This window comes from Paraburkholderia sp. USG1 (assembly GCF_031570135.1).
Classification (GTDB): Bacteria; Pseudomonadota; Gammaproteobacteria; order Burkholderiales; family Burkholderiaceae; genus Paraburkholderia; species Paraburkholderia dioscoreae.
On sequence record NZ_JAMWXW010000009.1, the window covers coordinates 230,454 to 247,430 of the forward strand.

A 16,977-nucleotide genomic window follows, 5' to 3' on the forward strand; every position below is an offset into this window, starting at 1 on the left:
GTTCAAAGCGCCCAGGTCCGTGCCGGCATGGGAACCGCGAGAGCACCGCGGCCCGGGCGCGCCATGATAGATGTTCTAACGGGAATGAGATGAAACTGATCGGAATGCTGGATTCGCCCTACGTACGCCGGGTCGCTATCTGCCTCAAACTGCTGAAGTTCGAATTCGAGCACGATGCGATCTCGGTGTTCAGCACCTACGACCAGTTCGCGAAAATCAACCCGGTCGTGAAGGCGCCCACGTTGATCGCCGACAACGGCCAGACCGTGATGGATTCGACCGTGATTCTCCAGTACCTCGCCACGCTCGCCGGGGCGGACCAGCGGCTTTTCCCGACACGGCCCGACGCCGCCTTGCGCGCCGCCCGTCTCACGGGCCTCGCGCTTGCCGCGTGCGAGAAGACCGTGCAGATCGTCTACGAACGCAATCTGCGGCCGGAGGAGAAGCAGCATGAGCCGTGGATCGAGCGCGTGAGCACGCAGTTGTTCGCCGCTTACGCCGAGCTCGAACGCGACCTCGCGGCGGCGACGCTGCCGGTCGCGGCCAATCAGTTCGACGCGGCCGACGTCACCGTAGCGGTGGCCTGGCAATTTACGCAAATGATGCTGCCGGGAATGGTCAGCAAGACGGCGCATCCCGTTCTGCAGTCGTTCTCCGAAATGGCGGAAGCGTTGCCGGTTTTCCTGAGCACGCCGGCGCAATGAGCATACCGGGCGCAAACGCTCACACCGTTGCCAGTTCGCGCCCCACGCCGCCCTGCAGCAGTTCGGAAATCGCGTCCGTCGACAACGGCTTCGCGAAGTAGAAGCCCTGCATCTCGTCGCAGGCGCGCTCTTTCAGGAAGTCGAGCTGCGCGGACGTCTCCACGCCTTCGGCGATCACCTGCAATTTCAGCGAGTGCGCGAGCGCGATAATCGCCGAGGTGATCGTTTCGTCGTCGCCCGATACGCCGATGTCGGAGACGAACGAGCGGTCGATCTTCAGGCGGTCCACCGGGAAGCGCTTCAGATAGCTGAGACTTGAATAGCCGGTGCCGAAGTCGTCGATGGCAAGGCCGATGCCGAGCGCGTGCAGTTCGTTGAGCATCGACACGGCTTCTTCGGCGTTGCGCATGATGGTGCTTTCGGTCAGTTCGAGTTCAAGGTATTGCGGCTCGAGGCCGGTCTCGTCCAGCACCTGCATGACCAGCTTGGCGATATCGCGCTGCTGGAACACGCGCGCCGACAGATTCACCGAGACGCGCGCCGGCGGCAAGCCTTCATCCTGCCAGGCCTTGTTCTGGCGGCACGCCTCGCGCAGCACCCACTCCGAGAGTGGCCCGATCAGCCCGCTTTCTTCCGCGACCGGAATGAACGACGACGGCGGCACCAGTCCGACTTCCGGATCGCGCCAGCGCACCAGCGCTTCGGTGCCGACGATCTGTCCGCTCACAATATCCACCTGCGGCTGGTAGTGCAGCAGGAACTGGTTGTCGCGCAGCGCGCGGCGCAAGCGCCGCTCGAGATTCAGACGCGTGCCCGCGCTCGCATTCATTTCCGGCTGATAGAACTGGAACGTATTGCGGCCCATGTCCTTGGCGCGGTACATCGCGAGATCGGCCTTCTTCATCAGCGTTTCGGCATCTTCGCCGTCTTGCGGGAAGAGGCTCGCGCCCATGCTGCAGCCGACGTACAGCTCGGTGCCGTCGAGCCAGACCGGTTCGGAGATCGACACGCGCACGCGCTCCATCCACGCGATCAACGACTGTTCGTCGACGGTATCGGTCATCACGATCACGAACTCGTCGCCGCCATGCCGCGCCACCGTATCGCTCGTGCGCGTGCAACGTGCCAGGCGCTCGGCAACCACGCTCAGCAGCCGGTCGCCCACGCTGTGGCCGAGGCTGTCGTTGACGTTCTTGAAACCGTCCAGATCGATGAACACGACCGCGACGCCCTTGTGCTGCCGTTGCGCGACGATCAACGCGTGCTGCAGACGGTCGCGCAGCAGATTGCGGTTCGGCAGACGCGTCAGGCTGTCGTAGTTGGCCTGATATTCCAGCTGTTCCTGATAGCGCATCAGATCGGTCACGTCGTTGATCACGCCGATGTGGTGAGTGATCACGCCGTCCTGATTCGGCACCGGCGCGATGAAGAGCTGATTCCAGAACAACGCGCCGTCCTTGCGATAGTTGCGCACCACCGCGCTCACTTCACGGTTCGCCGCGAGCGCCTGGCGGATCAGCGCGACGCCTTCCTGGTCGCGGTCGTCGCGCTGCAGCAGGCGGCAATCGTGGCCGATCGCCTCGGCTGCGTCGTAGCCGGTAATGCGCATGAACGCCGGGTTCACGTACTCGATCAGGTTGCCGGCCGGCGACGGCGCGGTGATCAGAATCGCGTTGACGCTCGCATCGAGCGCACGGCTTTGCAGGCGCAAGGCAAGGTCGGCGCGCTTGCGCTCGGTGATATCCGTGTACGAACCGAGCACGCCGATCACGCGGCCCTCGCCGTCGGTGAACGGCAGCTTGCTCGTGACCGTGGTGCGGTGCACGCCGTCGATCATCAGATCGACTTCGAAATTCATCTTCGGCACGCCGGTGCTCACTACTTCCCTGTCGTGGTCGTTCAGCAGACTGGAGAAGTCGCGCCACGGCATGTCGGCGTCGCTCTTGCCCACCACCTGCTCGGGATACGCGAGTCCCGCATCGCGCGCGAACGCCATGTTGCAGCCGAGGTAGCGCGACTCCAGATCCTTCCAGAAAATGCGCTGCGGAATATTGTCGATCACCGCTTCGAGCATCTGGTTCGAACGCTGCGCTTCGGCTTCCGCGTTGATCTGGTCGGTGACGTCGTCGGCCAGCACGAAAAACGCGGCGCGGCCCATGAAGTTCAGCGCGTGATACGAAATGTCGGCACTGATCGTCGAGCCGTCCTTGCGCCGATGATGCCAGATACCCGCCATCGTTCGGCCGTGGTGGGTCGCGTCGCTGCGCTGCAGATGCGATTCGAGACGCGGGATTTCGGCTTTCGGCCGGATCGCGCGAACCGTCATGCCGAGAAATTCGCTTTCGGAATAGCCGTATTGCTGGATCGCCGCCGCGTTGACGGCTAGAAAGCGCAGCGTCTCGCGATCGACGATATACATCGGCACCGGATGATCGTCGAACAGGCCGCGAAAACGTTCGTCGTTGCGGCCGAGCGCGCGGACGGTGCGCAGCTTCTCGCGCGCGCTGTTTTCACGGGCGCCGAACGTGTAGATCAGCAGCACGCTGCCGGCCAGCATCGTCACGATCAGCAGGAACATCGCCCGCTGGGTTTCGCTCGCCGACGCCGCGAGCGAGGCCCGCAAGGCGCGGTTCTCCTCGCCGCGCAGCGCGGCCAGCGCGGCTTCGACGCGATCCAGGCCGAGCCCGAGATGGGTGTAGGTCGAGGCCGCCCATGCGCGCGAGGCGCTCGCGCCGGAGTCGGCGCTCCTTAGCAGCGCGTGGTCGATGTCGTGTTGCAACGCATGGCTGTCCGCACTCAGCTTGGCGAGCGCGTCGAGCATGGCGGGTTCGCCGGCAAGTTCACTGCGCAGGTCGCGCTCCAGACGCGTGAGCGTCGCGGCCATGCCGGTCGCAGCGCCGGCCGGCGCGGACTCGCCCGACGTCTCGAAGCGGCCGAGCGCGGCAAGGCCGCCGTCGAGCGCCGACTGGTAGGCGTCGAGGTTCTGGCGCACGCTCGTGGACCGCAGCATGCGCGCGTCGGCATCGCGTTGGCCGCAAATCTGCGTGTAGGCGACGAACGCGTTCGCGCCGACCGCCGCGGCGACGACCGCTATATTGATCAGCAGCCGCTTCGATAGAAAAGGAGTCATGGATTCCGAACGTCAATCGTTCTGCCGGCGGGAGCGCGCGGTCGCTTTCGATGCATCGGGCCGCATCGATACGAGTTTCTTTACGCGCCAACCCTTGGATAACGGCAGGGTTCGGAACAGGTTGAGGGTAGTGGATGAAAAAAACGTGTCCGGCTGCACCTGGCCGGCTGCACCTAACCGACCGCACCGAACTCCTTCATGGCCGGGACGAAGTCGTGGTTGGCCTCCGGCTTGCGCGACAGCTTGGCGAGCACGTAGCGCTTGAACGGCGCCAGTTCGGCCCAGCGGGCCACGCCCGGCGCGGCGATGCCGGCCAGTTGCGCCTGATGCGCGATGCCCTCCGGCACGCTATCCGTGCGGCGCCAGGCCGGCGCTTCCTCGGGCGTGAACCACTCCGGCTCGACGTTCGCGTGGGTGCGCAGCATTTCGAACAGGGCATGATCGAAGTTCGGCTCGATTTCCGCGTCTTCCTCGACGGGGAAGCGCGCCAGCAGCTTGCGGTCTTCGAGCGGCAGTTGCTGCCATTGCTGGAGCGAGATGCGCAGCCCGAACCGGTCGAGGTTGAAGCGCACCGACATCGGGATAAACGTGAAATTCTCCGAAGACTCGACCTCGAAGTTGAACAGAAGCGGCGCTTCGTTGAGTCCCATGACAGTGTCCCTCGTGGATGGCGGGCAACGCGCAAGCCCGGCTTGAGGTATTTTAGAACCTTATTCGCGCGACGGCGGCGCGGTCTGGCGGCAACGCACGAGCCCGCCGGCCGCTCACGCGGGCGCAGCATGGCAAAGGAGTACTAGCTTGAACGAACTGGAAACAGCCGGGCAGCCGGGCGCGGTGGAGCGCCAGGTGCGCCGGCATCGCGGCGCGGAGGTCGAAACCGTCACCGACCACGTCGGTCAGGAATGGCCGGTGGCGCTCGTCTTCAACGGCATTTCGCACGCGGTGATGATGTGCACGCCGCGCGATCTGGAAGCATTCGCGGTCGGATTCGCCATTTCCGAGGGGATCGTGGAGCGCGGCAGCGACATTCAGGATATCGAGGTCGAACTGCATGACGACGACCAATTGCCGCACGCCGAAGTGCAGCTACAGGTGGTGCAGCAGGCATTCGTCGCACTCAAGGAAAAGCGCCGCGCGCTTGCCGGGCGCACCGGTTGCGGCGTGTGCGGCATCGAAAGCATCGATCTGCTGGATCTGGAACCCGAACGTGTGCCGGACACCGGCTTTCTGCAACGGCTCGCGCCGGACGCGATCGCGCGCGCCGCCCGCGAGTTGCCCGAGCATCAGGCGTTGACGCGGCTGACCGGCGGTTTGCACGCCGCCGCATGGTGCGACGCGGCGGGCGCGATCCGCTACGCGTTCGAGGACGTGGGTCGCCACAACGCGCTCGACAAGCTGATCGGCCAGCTCGTGCTCGATCGCGTGGACACCCAAGAGGGTTTCGTGTTTCTGTCGAGCCGCGCCAGCTACGAGCTGGTGCGCAAGGCCGCGCGCGTCGGCGTGCCGATGGTCGCCACGATCTCGGCGCCGTCTTCGCTGGCTATTGCGATTGCCCGCAAAGCAGGCGTGCGGCTGGTGAGCTTCTGCCGCGAAAAGAGCTACGTCGACTACGACACGTTGCAGCCGGCGCAGCTTTGAACGGCGGCGCGCCTGACCTGCGAGCGGGCGGAACGTCCAGCTATGCAAACAGCTGGAGCCCGCACAAGCTGGCAAGTCCGCTTTACGCCAGAGCGCTCGCGCCCGAAGTGGTTCAAGCGCTCAGGCCCGCCGCTCAGTCGAACTGCCTGAAGTCAGGCTTGCGCTTCTCGAAGAATGCCTTGAACGCCTCGCGGGCTTCCGGCGCGAGCAGCATCTTGCCGAAATGCACGGCTTCTTCCGATATCTGCGTTTGCAGTTCCTGGTGGCTCGCGCGCTTCATGAGGCTTTTCGTCACACGCAGCGACGAGGCCGGCAGCGCTGCCAGCTTCGCGGCTTGCGAAGCGGCGAACGCATCCACCTCGGCGGCGGGCAGCACGCGATTCACGAAGCCCATGCGCTGCGCCTCGGCGGCGTCGAACGCTTCGCCGAGCAGCAGCTTCTCCGCCGCCGCCTGATAGCCGCCCACCCGCTGCAACAGCAGGCTCGACGCCGCTTCCGGGCACAAGCCGAGCTGCGCGAACGGCAGCGAGAAGCTCGCCGTGTCGGCCGCGTAGACCAGATCGCAATGCAGCAGCAAGGTCGTGCCGATGCCCACCGCCGGCCCCGCCACCGACGCCACCACCGGCTTCTCCGCCGAACTGATCGCGCGCAGGAACTGAAACACCGGCGCGTTTTCGCCCATCGGCGGCGTCTTCATAAAATCTTCGAGATCGTTGCCGGCGCTGAAAATACCCGCGCCGCCGCGAATCAGGATCGCCCGTACCGCCGCGTCGCCTTGCGCTTGAACCAGCGCGTCGGCCATCGTCTGGTACATCGCGGCCGTGATCGCGTTTTTCTTGTCGGGCCGGTTGAAGGCAATCGTCAGCACGCCGTCGGCGCGCTCGACCAGAATATCCATTGTCATCTCCTCGTACTTCTGCTCAGAATGTAAAAAACGGTTCGCAAGCCGGAAGGCCTGCGAACCGTTGTGCGGTGCTTAACGGGTCGCCCCGAGGCTCGCCGTGTGGACCGAAGCGAACGCCGGGCTGAACACCGGGGCGATCACGCTCACAGGCGCTCGATGATGCCCGCTGCGCCCATCCCCGTGCCGACGCACATCGTCACCATGCCGTACTTGTAGTTACGGCGGCGCAAGCCATGCACCACGGTCGACGCACGAATCGCGCCCGTCGCACCCAGCGGGTGGCCGAGGGCGATCGCGCCGCCGAGCGGGTTGATCTTCGCCGGATCGAGACCGAGATCCTGAATCACCGCCAGCGATTGCGCGGCGAACGCTTCGTTCAGCTCGATCCAGTCGAGGTCGTCGATCTTCAGGCCGGCGGCCTTCAGCGCGGCCGGAATCGCTTCCTTCGGACCGATGCCCATGATCTCCGGCGGCACGCCGCGCACGGCGAAGCTGACGAAACGCGCGAGCGGCGTCAGGTTGAATTCCTTCAACATCTTTTCCGACACCACGATCAGCGCGCCCGCGCCGTCCGAGGTCTGCGAGCTGTTGCCCGCCGTCACCGAACCCTTGTTCGCGAACACTGCGCGCAGTTTGGCGAGACCTTCGAGCGAGGTTTCCGCGCGCGGACCTTCGTCGAGCGAGACTTCGCGGGTCTTCACGCGGACTTCGCCGGTGGCGAGATCGGGGAAGCGCTCGGTGATCGTGTACGCGGCGATTTCGTCGTTGAACTCGCCGGCTTGCTGTGCGGCGACGGCGCGGCGGTGCGATTCGACCGAGAATGCGTCCTGCGCTTCGCGGCTGATCTTCCAGCGCTCGGCGACCTTTTCGGCCGTCAGGCCCATGCCGTAAGCGATGCCGATGTCTTCACTGCGATCGAAGATATGCGGCGACATGGACGGCTTGTTGCCCATCATCGGGACCATGCTCATGGATTCACAGCCGCCCGCGATCATCGCGTCCGACTCGCCGACGCGGATGCGGTCCGCCGCCATCGCCAGCGCCGTCAGGCCCGACGCGCAGAAGCGGTTCACCGTCACGCCGCCGACGGTATTCGGCAGGCCGGCCAGCAGCGCGCCCATGCGCGCCACGTTGAGGCCTTGTTCCGCTTCCGGAATCGCGCAGCCGATGATCGCGTCTTCGATCACCTTGGTGTCGAGACCTGGCACTTGCGCCACGGCCGACCTGATCGCGTGGACCAGCAGTTCGTCCGGGCGCGTGTTCTTGAACATCCCGCGCGGCGCCTTGCCGATCGGCGTGCGGCTCGCGGCGACGATGTATGCGTCTTGCAATTGCTTTGCCATTTGGAAATCTCCCTGGTCGCTCAGTTACGCACCGGCTTGCCGGTTTGCAGCATGCCCATGATCCGTTCCTGCGTCTTTTGCGTGCCGAGCAGATCGACGAACGCACGACGCTCGAGTTGCAGCAGCCACTCTTCATCGACCAGACTGCCCGCTTCCACATCACCGCCGCACACCGCTTCCGCGATACGGCTTGCGATCAGGAAATCGTGCTCGCTGATGAAACGGCCGTCGCGCATGTTGACGAGCGACGCCTTGATGGTCGCAATCGCCGAACGCCCAGCCACCGGCACCTGCGTCACACGCAGCGGCGGACGATAACCCGCCGCCGACAACGCGCGCGCTTCCTTCTTCGCGACGTCGAGCAGTTCGAACACGTTGAAGACGATCGTGTCGGACGGCTTCAGGTAGCCCATCGCACGAGCGTCGAGCGCGGAGGCCGAGACCTTGGCCATCGCCGCGTTTTCGAACGACTTCTGCACGAACTTCAGCAGGTCGTTGGTCGCGCCCACTTGGGTCGCCGCTTCCGCCGCGCGCAATGCCGCTTCCTTCAGGCCGCCGCCCGCCGGCACGAGACCCACGCCGACTTCCACCAGACCGAGATAGCTTTCGATGTGCGCGACCCGCTTCGCGCTATGCAGCGCCAGTTCGCAACCACCGCCGAGCGCGATGCCCGACACGGCCGAGATCACCGGCACGCTCGCGTACTTCACGCGCAGCATGCCTTGCTGGAATTTCTTCACGAATGGCTCAATGCCCTTCGCGCCGCCCATCATGAAGGCCGGCATCGCTTCTTCGAGGTTGGCGCCCGCGGAGAACGGGCCGCCCGGCGTGCCGAGTTTCAGCGACGTCGGCTGCCATACCACCAGACCCTTGTAGTCCTTTTCGGCCAGTTCGATCGCCTGCGTGAGACCGTCGATCACCGACGGTCCGATCGTGTTCATCTTGCTCTTGAACGACACGATCAGTACGTCGTTCTCGCCGGCGCGATCGTCGACCCATGCGCGCACGGCGTCGGTTTCGAACAACGTCTTACCGTAGGTCTTCGGATCAGCCGCGGTTTCGCCGACCAGCGGCGCACGGAACACCTGCCTGTCGTAGACCGACAGCGACGAGCGCGGCACGAACGTATTCGAAGCCGGCGACCACGAACCTTCGTTCGTATGCACGCCGCCCTTCTCGGCCACCGGTCCCTCCAGCACCCACGACGGCAGCGGCACGTTCGAGAGCGCCTTGCCGGCCGCGATGTCTTCCTGCACCCACTCGGCGACCTGCTTCCAGCCGGCCGTCTGCCAGCCTTCGAACGGGCCTTCGTTCCAGCCGAAGCCCCAGCGGATCGCCAGATCGACGTCGCGCGCGTTGTCGGCGATCGATTCCAGATGCACGCCGATGTAGTGATACACGTCGCGGAAAATCGCCCACAGGAACTGAGCCTGCGGATGCTCGGATTCGCGCAGCAGCTTCAGACGCTCAGCCGGCGGGCGCTTCAGAATGCGGCCGACAAGTTCGTCCGCCTTCGCGCCGCCGTCCACGTACTCGCCGGTCTTCGAGTCGAGCACCTTGATCGCCTTGCCTTCCTTCTTGTAGAAGCCGCCGCCGGTCTTCTGACCCAGCGCGCCCTTCTTCACCAGCTCGGCCAGCACGGCAGGCGTTTCGTAGACCGGATAGAACGGGTCGTCTTTCAGCGTGTCCTGCATCGTCTTGATGACGTGCGCCATCGTGTCGAGACCGACCACGTCCGCCGTGCGGAACGTGGCCGACTTCGCGCGGCCCAGACGTGCGCCGGTCAGGTCGTCCACTTCGTCGAAACGCAGGCCGAATTTCGCGGCTTCAGTGACGACGGCGAGAATCGAGAAAATCCCCACGCGATTGGCGATGAAGTTCGGCGTGTCTTTCGCACGCACGACACCCTTGCCGACCACGCTGGTCAGGAACGACTCGAGTTGATCGAGAATTTCCGGGCGCGTGGTCGCGGTCGGGATCAGTTCGACCAGATGCATGTAGCGCGGCGGATTGAAGAAGTGCACGCCGCAAAAGCGCGCTTTCAGTTCGTCAGAGAAACCTTCCGAGAGCGCCGTGATCGACAGACCCGACGTGTTGGTCGCGAAAATCGCGTTCGGCGCGAGATGCGGCGCGACTTTCTTGTAAAGGTCGTGCTTCCAGTCCATGCGCTCGGCGATCGCTTCGATCACGAGGTCGCATTCGGCGAGCTTTTCGATGTCGTCGTCGTAGTTCGCGGGCTGGATGTATTGCGCGTCGTCCTTCACGCCGAACGGCGCCGGCGACAGCTTCTTCAGATTCTCGATCGCCTTCAACGCGATCGCGTTCTTCGGGCCTTCTTTGGCAGGCAGATCGAACAGCAGCACGGGCACCTTGGCGTTGATCAGGTGCGCGGCGATCTGCGCGCCCATCACGCCGGCGCCGAGCACGGCTACCTTGCGAATGATCAGATTGCTCACGTCGTTCCTCCGGGGAGTTATGCGAGGTCGCGAAGCCTGGTTGGACGCTTCGCGACAGGTGGCTGACGCAAGCGCCACGCGCTATCCCGCGCGTGGCGCTTGCCGCGATGTGGCTTAGAACAGCGCTTCGTCGACTTCCATCATCGACTTCGAGCCGGCGCGGGCCTGACGGATCGTCATGGCCGTTTCCGGCAGCAGCTTCGCAAAGTAGAAGCGAGCCGTTGCGAGCTTCGCCTTGTAGAACGGATCGCCCGAGGCTTCCTTATCGAGCGCGACGCGTGCCATGCGGGCCCAGAAGTACGAGAACACCAGGTGGCCGACGGTGCGCAGATACGGCACCGCCGCAGCGCCGACTTCGTCCGGGTTCTGCATGGCCTTCATGCCGATTTCCATCGTCAGCTTCTGCACCTTTTCACCGATGTCGGCGAGCGGGTTGATGAACTCCTGCATTTCCGGCTTCACGCCTTCGGCTTCGACGAAATCGGACACCAGCTTGCCGAACTTCTTCATCTTCGCGCCCATGTCGCCGAGGATCTTGCGGCCGAGCAGGTCGAGCGCCTGGATCGCGTTGGTGCCTTCGTAGATCATGTTGATGCGCGCGTCGCGCACGTACTGCTCCATGCCCCATTCGGCGATGAAGCCGTGGCCGCCGTAGATCTGCATGGCGTGATTGGTGCCTTCGAACGCGTTGTCCGACAGGAACGCTTTCAGGATCGGCGTGAGCAGCGCGACGAGGTCGGCGGCTTCCTTGCGCACCGATTCGTCAGCGTGCGACAGTTCCTTGTCGATATGCAGCGCCGACCAGTACGAGAAAGCGCGTGCGCCTTCGGCGTAGGCTTTTTGCGTGAGCAGCATGCGGCGCACGTCCGGATGCACGATGATCGGATCGGCCGCCTTTTCCGGCGCCTTCGGGCCGGTCAGCGAACGCATCTGCAGACGCTCTTTCGCGTACACCAGCGAATTCTGATACGCGACTTCGGTCAGGCCCAGGCTCTGCATGCCGACGCCGAGACGCGCGGCGTTCATCATCACGAACATGGCGTTCAAGCCCTTGTTCGGCTCGCCGACGAGCCAGCCCTTGGCGTTGTCGAGATTGATCACGCAGGTCGCGTTGCCGTGAATGCCCATCTTGTGTTCGATGGAGCCGCACTTCACGCCGTTGCGCTCGCCCGGTTCGCCCGCTTCGTTCGGTACGAACTTCGGTACGATGAAGAGCGAAATGCCCTTGGTGCCCTTGGGTGCATCCGGCAGACGCGCAAGCACCAGGTGGACGATGTTCTCCGCGAGATCGTGTTCGCCGCTGGAGATGAAAATCTTCGTGCCGCTGATCGCGTACGAGCCGTCACTGTTCGGTTCGGCCTTGGTGCGCAGAATACCCAGGTCCGTGCCGCAATGCGGTTCGGTCAGACACATCGTGCCGGTCCAGACACCGGCGACGAGCTTCGGCAGATAGCGCTGCTGCAACTCCGGCGTGCCGTGTGCGTGCAGACATTCGTACGCGCCGTGCGAGAGGCCGGGATACATGGTCCACGCCTGATTTGCCGAGTTCAGCATTTCATACAGCGCGTTGTTGACGAACGCGGGCAGCCCCTGGCCGCCGTATTCCGGGTCGCAGCCCAGTGCGGGCCAGCCGGCTTCGACATATTGCGCATAGGCTTCCTTGAAGCCCTTCGGCGTGGTCACGACGCCGTCGCCGGCGTACGTGCAGCCTTCCTGATCGCCGCTGTGGTTGAGCGGGAACAATACTTCGGAGCAGAACTTGCCGGCTTCTTCGAGGACCGCGTTGATCGTGTCGGCATCGAGATCCGCGTGCTTCGGCATCTGCCTGATTTCGGCTTCGACGTTAAGCAGTTCGTGCAACACGAATTGCATGTCGCGCAGCGGCGCGGCGTACTGTCCCATGACTCTCTCTCCCAAGTTTGACAAGAAGCCAGGCTGTTAGCCGAGTCCGTGGATCGGAACTTTCTGCGCCGCTGAATCCGCCTGTCTGGCGGCGACGCTGCTAACGGCTTTCGCTTTGATACGAAACAATCAGTTTTTCCAGCGCGGCCCACGTGAGACGCACCGCATCCGGCAAATGCAGGAAGCGCGCGTCGTGATGCAGACCGAGCGTGAAGCTGTACAGTTCGAACAGCATCAGTTGCGGATCGGTGTCGGCACGCAGATGCCCTTCTTCCATTGCCTGCGAAATCGCGCGCGTGAGCGCCGCACGCCAGATCGTCACGCTCGACACCAGTTGTTCACGCACCGGGTTATCCGCGCGGTCGTCATATTCGACGGCGCCGCTGATATAGATGCAGCCGGTAGTGACTTCCTGAATGCGTTTCTCGATCCAGCGGGAAATCATCGCGCGCAAGCGCGGCAATCCACGAGGCTCGCGCAAACTCGGGAAAAACACCTCGTCTTCGAAACGACGGTGATATTCGCGCACGACTTCGACCTGCAAATCCTCGCGCGACCCGAAATGCGCGAACACACCGCTTTTGCTCATCTGCATACGCTCGGCCAGCAACCCGATCGTCAGACCTTCAAGTCCGTCGCGGCTTGCCAGATCAAGTGCTGCGTCGAGAATTGCGGCTCGCGTCTGTTCGCCTTTTCGCATAGCTTTTTTACCGTTCTAATGTGACCGAAAGAAAATCGAACGGCCGTACTATTATTGAGTGCTGCCGTCCGCGAAACAAGGACTTTATTAGAAACCGGTTTCTAACCTGGTTTCAATTCTGCGGCATCCGTCAATCAGAGGATTGAGATTTTTTAGAGGCGCTTGCCTTAAGACAGCGGTTGCCTGCCGAAGTGCACCTTTCTCTGATTAGCGTGGCCGGCAGACATAGTGCAGCAAGTCGGCGCAAATCCAGGAGGATTTGGCGTATTGCGCGTAGGGGAAGGTCGCAGTGGCACCGTGGATTCCAGCCCGGGACGGCGCTCGTTCGCTCCCTGAGATGCAGGGCTGACAAAGGGCTGCCGACGCTGCCCGCTGTTCACTGCCCGCTCAAGGGCGCTTGACAGCGACGCGCGGCAAGAGAGAGGACGCGTTGTCGTGCATTGGAAAAGTTTGCGTAAGGGCAACGGCGACCCGCTCCAGCACGTCATGCCAATCGGAACGCCGCGTCTGGGTGAAAAGACGCAATCCGGGATACCACGGGCTGTCGTCCCGGCCATACAGCCAGCGCCAGCAACCCGCGAAACGGTTGAGCAGCCAGACTGGCTTGCCCATCGCCGCGGCAAGATGGGCGACCGAAGTATCGACGGAAATCACCAGATCGAGGTTCTCGATCAATGCCGCAGTGTCGGCGAAGTCGCCGATTTCGTCGGTCCAGTCGGTCAGATGCGTCCGGGTGGCGGCGTCGGGAAGCTTGGCCGGGTCGTCGGTTTTTTGCAGGCTGATCCAGCGCACGTGAGGCAACGCCAGCAACGGCGCGATTTGCGCGGCGGCGAGGCTGCGCAGCCGGTCCACGGCAATACCCGAATGGCCGCCCGCCCACGCCACGCCGACGCGCGGCAGATGCGGAGCCGGCAGCGCTTCGAGCCGCGCGCGCCAGGCGGCGGCTTGCCCGACGTCGGCGTACAGATAAGGAAGCGCGGCAGGGATCGTCGCGACTCGCGTGGCGAATGCCATTGGCAGCGACATCAGCGGAATATACCAGTCCCACCTGGCCAGATCGGTAGGCACGGCGTCGAGCAATACGAGGCCCGGCCAGCGTGAATGCAACGATTGCTCGTAGAGGCGCCGCAAGGCCGGCGGGCACACATAGCCGACCTGAGCAAAGTGCGCGAGCGCCAGCGGGAGATAGCGTACGAACTGCAAGCTGTCGCCGAGGCCTTGCTCGTGAAGCACGAGAAGACATGGCGCCGATGCACGCGTCGCTTGCGCGCCCTGGGCGATGGAGACGTCTTCGCCCAGCCAGCGCGGCAGCGGCACGTCCACCGGCGCTGGTGCGGGCCGGCCATCGGCCAGCTTGAAACTGACCCACCGGTCCTCGAAATACGGCCACGCTTCGTCGTAGCGGCCGGTCGCAAGCAAAGCCATCGCCAGGTTGTTACGCGCAACGAGATTGGCGGGCGACAGTTCGATAGCGCGCCGGTAATGCCGCCCGGCCTCTTCCATTGCGCCGAGGTCCGCGCAAACGCGGCCGAGATTGTTATGCGCCGCCGAGTTGTCCGGATCGAGTTCGAGCGTGCGCCGATAGCCGAGCGCGGCGTCCTCGATATGGCCGAGATGTTGCAGCGTCAACGCGAGGTTGTAGTGGAACGCTGCAAAGTCCGGCTGGATCGCGAGTCCCTGCCGGATACTCTGAACGGCCCCGGCGAAGTCTCCCAGGTTGAGGCGAATCGCATAGAGCGTGTTGAACAGAATCGGCTCCGGCCGGATCTGGATCGCGTGTTCGAGCCAGCGCAGCGCCTCTTGCGCATGGCCGGACGCCAGTGCGAGCAGGCCTTGCAAGTGGATGGCGCCGACATGCTCCGCGTCCCCGGCCAGAATCCGCTCGACGAGTGTTCGCACTACGTCATGGCGGCCGGCTTGATAGGCCTGCACAGCCTCGTCATGGAGACTTGAATGGTCGAGAGCCTGCGAGGAAGGGAAAGTGGGCATGGTTGGCGAATGCGTATCCGGATGCGTGAGCATGACGCCGCCGATCCGGTTGCCGTGAGCGCGCAGTCGAAACGGCAGCGAGGCTTGACGAGAGGAAGAGGTTGGAGTGGCGCGTGCAATTCGCCCGGCCGCCCGTTCTATGACGAGCGCAGATTATGTTTGCCAGGGTGGCGGCCCGTCTCTAGGAGCGTTCCGAAACGTGGCGTGTGGCGTGTGGCGTGCTGCGTGCTGCGTGTGGCGTGTGGCGTGTTGCGTGTTGCGTGTGCCGTGGCTTGATGCGTGACGCAAGGCGAGCAACGCGGCTCAAGCGTTGCACCTGAGTTGCACTTGCACCGGCCGCGCGTGGCCGGCGTTTGTCCGCGCGTCAGCGCATCACCGCGAATCAGTCGTAGCCGCCGACCGTCAGCAGCTTCATCACAGCCCGATAAGTGGTGTAGGCGAGCCAGTTGAGCACACGTTCGCCGGCCGGGCGGGCGTCGTAGCGTGCCTCGTCGATGCGGCGCGAGTCCTTGAAGGCGACGAGGATCGCTTCGCGCAGCGCGTCGATCGCGGGATCGTTCACCAGCACCACGTTGGCTTCGTTGTTGAGCATCAGGCTCAGCGCGTCGAGGTTCGACGAGCCGACCGTCCCCCAGTTCGAATCCACCACCGCAACCTTGCCGTGAAGCAGCGTCTTCTCGTACTCCGCGATCTGCACACCGGCCTTGAGCAGCGAGCGATACAGAAACGGCACCGCATAATCGAGCGCCTTGAATTCCTTGCGCCCGATAATCAGCTTCACCACGACGCCGCGCCGCGCCGCGAACACCAGCGCGCGCCGCAGCTTGCGCCCCGGCATGAAGTAAGGATTGGCGAGCAGCACTTCATTGCGCGCCTGGCCAATCGCGGCCAGATACGCTTTCTCGATAGCGCGCCGGTTGATCAGGTTGTCGCGTGCGACGAACGCCACGCAGGGCTGACCGCCCGCCCACAGCGCCTCGTTACGGCGGCGGCGCCGGCGACGTAGACTGCCGAGCGAAGCCGCGGTCTGCGGCCCGAGATCCGGCGCCATCGACTCCAGCGGCCGATGCCCGAGGCGAATCCGCCGCCACTGCACCTCGAACGCCTGGCGGATATCGCCGACCACCGGCCCATGCAATTCGACCGCGAAGTCCCAGCGCCGGTACGGCAGCTTCTCGCCGTTATTCTCGTAATCGTCGACGATGTTGATCCCGCCGCAGAACGCGAACTGATCGTCGATCACCGCCAGTTTGCGGTGCGTGCGCGAAAAGCCGAAGCGGCCGAACAGGTGCGGGTTATAGATACGATGGTCGATGCCGGCGGCGGCCCACTCGTTGAACATCGGCAAACGCGCGGTGCCGATGCCGTCGGTGATGGCCCGCACTTTGACGCCGCGTTCGACGGCGCGCAGCAGCGCCGCGCTGACCGCCTGGCCGGCGTTGTCATTGCAGAAGATATACGTTTCGAGCACCACGTCGCTCTGCGCGGCATCGACACGCTCGATCAGTGCGCGGAAGAACTCGTCGCCGGAACGCAGCAGCTTGACGTCGTTGCCGCTGGTAAACCGGTAACGCTGCCAATAGCGGCGGCCGAGCAGCGCTTGCCGCAATCGGGCGAAACGGCGCGCACCGCCGACGCTCACCGGTTAAGCTCCCCGGATTGCCCAACCACGGCACGCCCATCCAGCCGCTTGGGCAACTGCAGGATCGCATCGGCATTCGACGACGAAAAGCAGCGCGACGCCGCCTCGTCATACGGCAGCCACATGAATGCGGTGTGCTCGCGCGGCGCCAGCGTGACCTCAAGCTGCTCGGGCACCTGCAGGCTGAACCAATGCTCGGTGTTGTGGATCACGCCTTCGGCGTAGCGGTGCCGGAACTCCGGGTAGATCTCGTATTCGATCGAATATTGCCAGTCGAACAAGGCGCGCTGCGGCACCAACTGGCTGCCCACCACGATGCCGGTCTCTTCGGCGACTTCACGCGCCGCCGTCGCGCCGAGCGGTTCATCGAGTTGATCTTTGGAGCCCGTGACCGACTGCCAGAAACCGGCGTGATCGGCGCGCTCGATCAACAGCACGTCGAGCGTGGGCGTATGGATGATGACGAGTACGGATTGCGGAATCTTCGGCGGTTTCGGCATGGCGTAAAAGCTGGGCGCAACGCTTGCGCGGTACATGTCGGCGAGTGTTCGACGAGCGGTCGAACGTGG

Annotated in this window: 12 protein-coding genes; 2 read left to right on the top strand and 10 right to left on the bottom strand. The window is 64.1% G+C overall.

Going from position 1 to position 16,977, the window contains the following annotated elements:
- Positions 1–89: 89 nt before the first annotated feature.
- Entirely contained in the window at positions 90–704 is a 615-nt protein-coding gene (locus NE850_RS14875; RefSeq protein WP_007179327.1) for a glutathione S-transferase N-terminal domain-containing protein, read from the top strand.
- Between the two features lie 19 nt (positions 705–723).
- Here NE850_RS14875 and NE850_RS14880 read toward each other — a convergent pair whose 3' ends face one another.
- Positions 724–3,834 (bottom strand): EAL domain-containing protein, encoded by a 3,111-nt coding sequence (locus tag NE850_RS14880; protein ID WP_007179328.1) that lies wholly within the window; start codon positions 3,832–3,834, stop codon positions 724–726.
- A 173-nt stretch (positions 3,835–4,007) separates the two neighbouring features.
- Complete coding sequence (locus tag NE850_RS14885) at positions 4,008–4,484, bottom strand: nitrate reductase associated protein (protein ID WP_007179329.1); 477 nt, start codon at positions 4,482–4,484, stop codon at positions 4,008–4,010.
- Between the two features lie 148 nt (positions 4,485–4,632).
- Here NE850_RS14885 and fdhD point away from each other — a divergent pair, with 148 nt between their 5' ends.
- On the top strand, positions 4,633–5,472 hold the full coding sequence (gene fdhD / locus NE850_RS14890; RefSeq protein WP_007179330.1) for a formate dehydrogenase accessory sulfurtransferase FdhD: 840 nt from the start codon (positions 4,633–4,635) through the stop codon (positions 5,470–5,472).
- A gap of 133 nt (positions 5,473–5,605) precedes the next feature.
- Here the strand turns inward: fdhD and NE850_RS14895 are convergent, their stop codons facing one another.
- The 8 genes from NE850_RS14895 to nudB all read right to left on the bottom strand — a co-directional run bounded on the left by NE850_RS14895 (position 5,606) and on the right by nudB (position 16,908).
- Positions 5,606–6,376, bottom strand: coding sequence for an enoyl-CoA hydratase (locus tag NE850_RS14895; protein WP_035517709.1), 771 nt, complete (start codon positions 6,374–6,376; stop codon positions 5,606–5,608).
- Positions 6,377–6,519: 143 nt separating this feature from the next.
- Positions 6,520–7,719, bottom strand: a complete 1,200-nt coding sequence (locus tag NE850_RS14900; protein ID WP_165184418.1) for an acetyl-CoA C-acyltransferase — start codon at positions 7,717–7,719, stop codon at positions 6,520–6,522.
- Positions 7,720–7,739: 20 nt separating this feature from the next.
- Positions 7,740–10,175, bottom strand: a complete 2,436-nt coding sequence (locus tag NE850_RS14905; RefSeq protein ID WP_165184415.1) for a 3-hydroxyacyl-CoA dehydrogenase/enoyl-CoA hydratase family protein — start codon at positions 10,173–10,175, stop codon at positions 7,740–7,742.
- A gap of 114 nt (positions 10,176–10,289) precedes the next feature.
- Positions 10,290–12,077, bottom strand: a complete 1,788-nt coding sequence (locus tag NE850_RS14910; protein WP_007179334.1) for an acyl-CoA dehydrogenase C-terminal domain-containing protein — start codon at positions 12,075–12,077, stop codon at positions 10,290–10,292.
- Positions 12,078–12,177: 100 nt separating this feature from the next.
- Entirely contained in the window at positions 12,178–12,777 is a 600-nt protein-coding gene (locus NE850_RS14915; protein ID WP_007179335.1) for a TetR/AcrR family transcriptional regulator, read from the bottom strand.
- A gap of 387 nt (positions 12,778–13,164) precedes the next feature.
- On the bottom strand, positions 13,165–14,799 hold the full coding sequence (locus tag NE850_RS14920; protein ID WP_310698889.1) for a tetratricopeptide repeat-containing glycosyltransferase family protein: 1,635 nt from the start codon (positions 14,797–14,799) through the stop codon (positions 13,165–13,167).
- Between the two features lie 349 nt (positions 14,800–15,148).
- Positions 15,149–16,408, bottom strand: coding sequence for a cardiolipin synthase ClsB (gene clsB / locus NE850_RS14925; protein WP_007179337.1), 1,260 nt, complete (start codon positions 16,406–16,408; stop codon positions 15,149–15,151).
- On the bottom strand, positions 16,405–16,908 hold the full coding sequence (gene nudB / locus NE850_RS14930) for a dihydroneopterin triphosphate diphosphatase (protein ID WP_035518411.1): 504 nt from the start codon (positions 16,906–16,908) through the stop codon (positions 16,405–16,407). The genes clsB and nudB overlap by 4 nt, the downstream gene beginning before the upstream one ends.
- Between the last annotated feature and the right edge of the window lie 69 nt (positions 16,909–16,977).

Excerpts from the sequence above, each read along its gene's own strand:
- NE850_RS14875 (WP_007179327.1), top strand. The coding sequence starts at position 90 with ATGAAACTGATCGGAATGCTGGATTCGCCCTACGTACGCCGGGTCGCT.
- NE850_RS14880 (WP_007179328.1), bottom strand. The coding sequence starts at position 3,834 with ATGACTCCTTTTCTATCGAAGCGGCTGCTGATCAATATAGCGGTCGTC.
- NE850_RS14885 (WP_007179329.1), bottom strand. The coding sequence starts at position 4,484 with ATGGGACTCAACGAAGCGCCGCTTCTGTTCAACTTCGAGGTCGAGTCT.
- NE850_RS14895 (WP_035517709.1), bottom strand. The coding sequence starts at position 6,376 with ATGACAATGGATATTCTGGTCGAGCGCGCCGACGGCGTGCTGACGATT.
- NE850_RS14900 (WP_165184418.1), bottom strand. The coding sequence starts at position 7,719 with ATGGCAAAGCAATTGCAAGACGCATACATCGTCGCCGCGAGCCGCACG.
- NE850_RS14910 (WP_007179334.1), bottom strand. The coding sequence starts at position 12,077 with ATGGGACAGTACGCCGCGCCGCTGCGCGACATGCAATTCGTGTTGCAC.
- NE850_RS14915 (WP_007179335.1), bottom strand. The coding sequence starts at position 12,777 with ATGCGAAAAGGCGAACAGACGCGAGCCGCAATTCTCGACGCAGCACTT.
- NE850_RS14920 (WP_310698889.1), bottom strand. The coding sequence starts at position 14,799 with ATGCTCACGCATCCGGATACGCATTCGCCAACCATGCCCACTTTCCCT.
- nudB (WP_035518411.1), bottom strand. The coding sequence starts at position 16,908 with ATGCCGAAACCGCCGAAGATTCCGCAATCCGTACTCGTCATCATCCAT.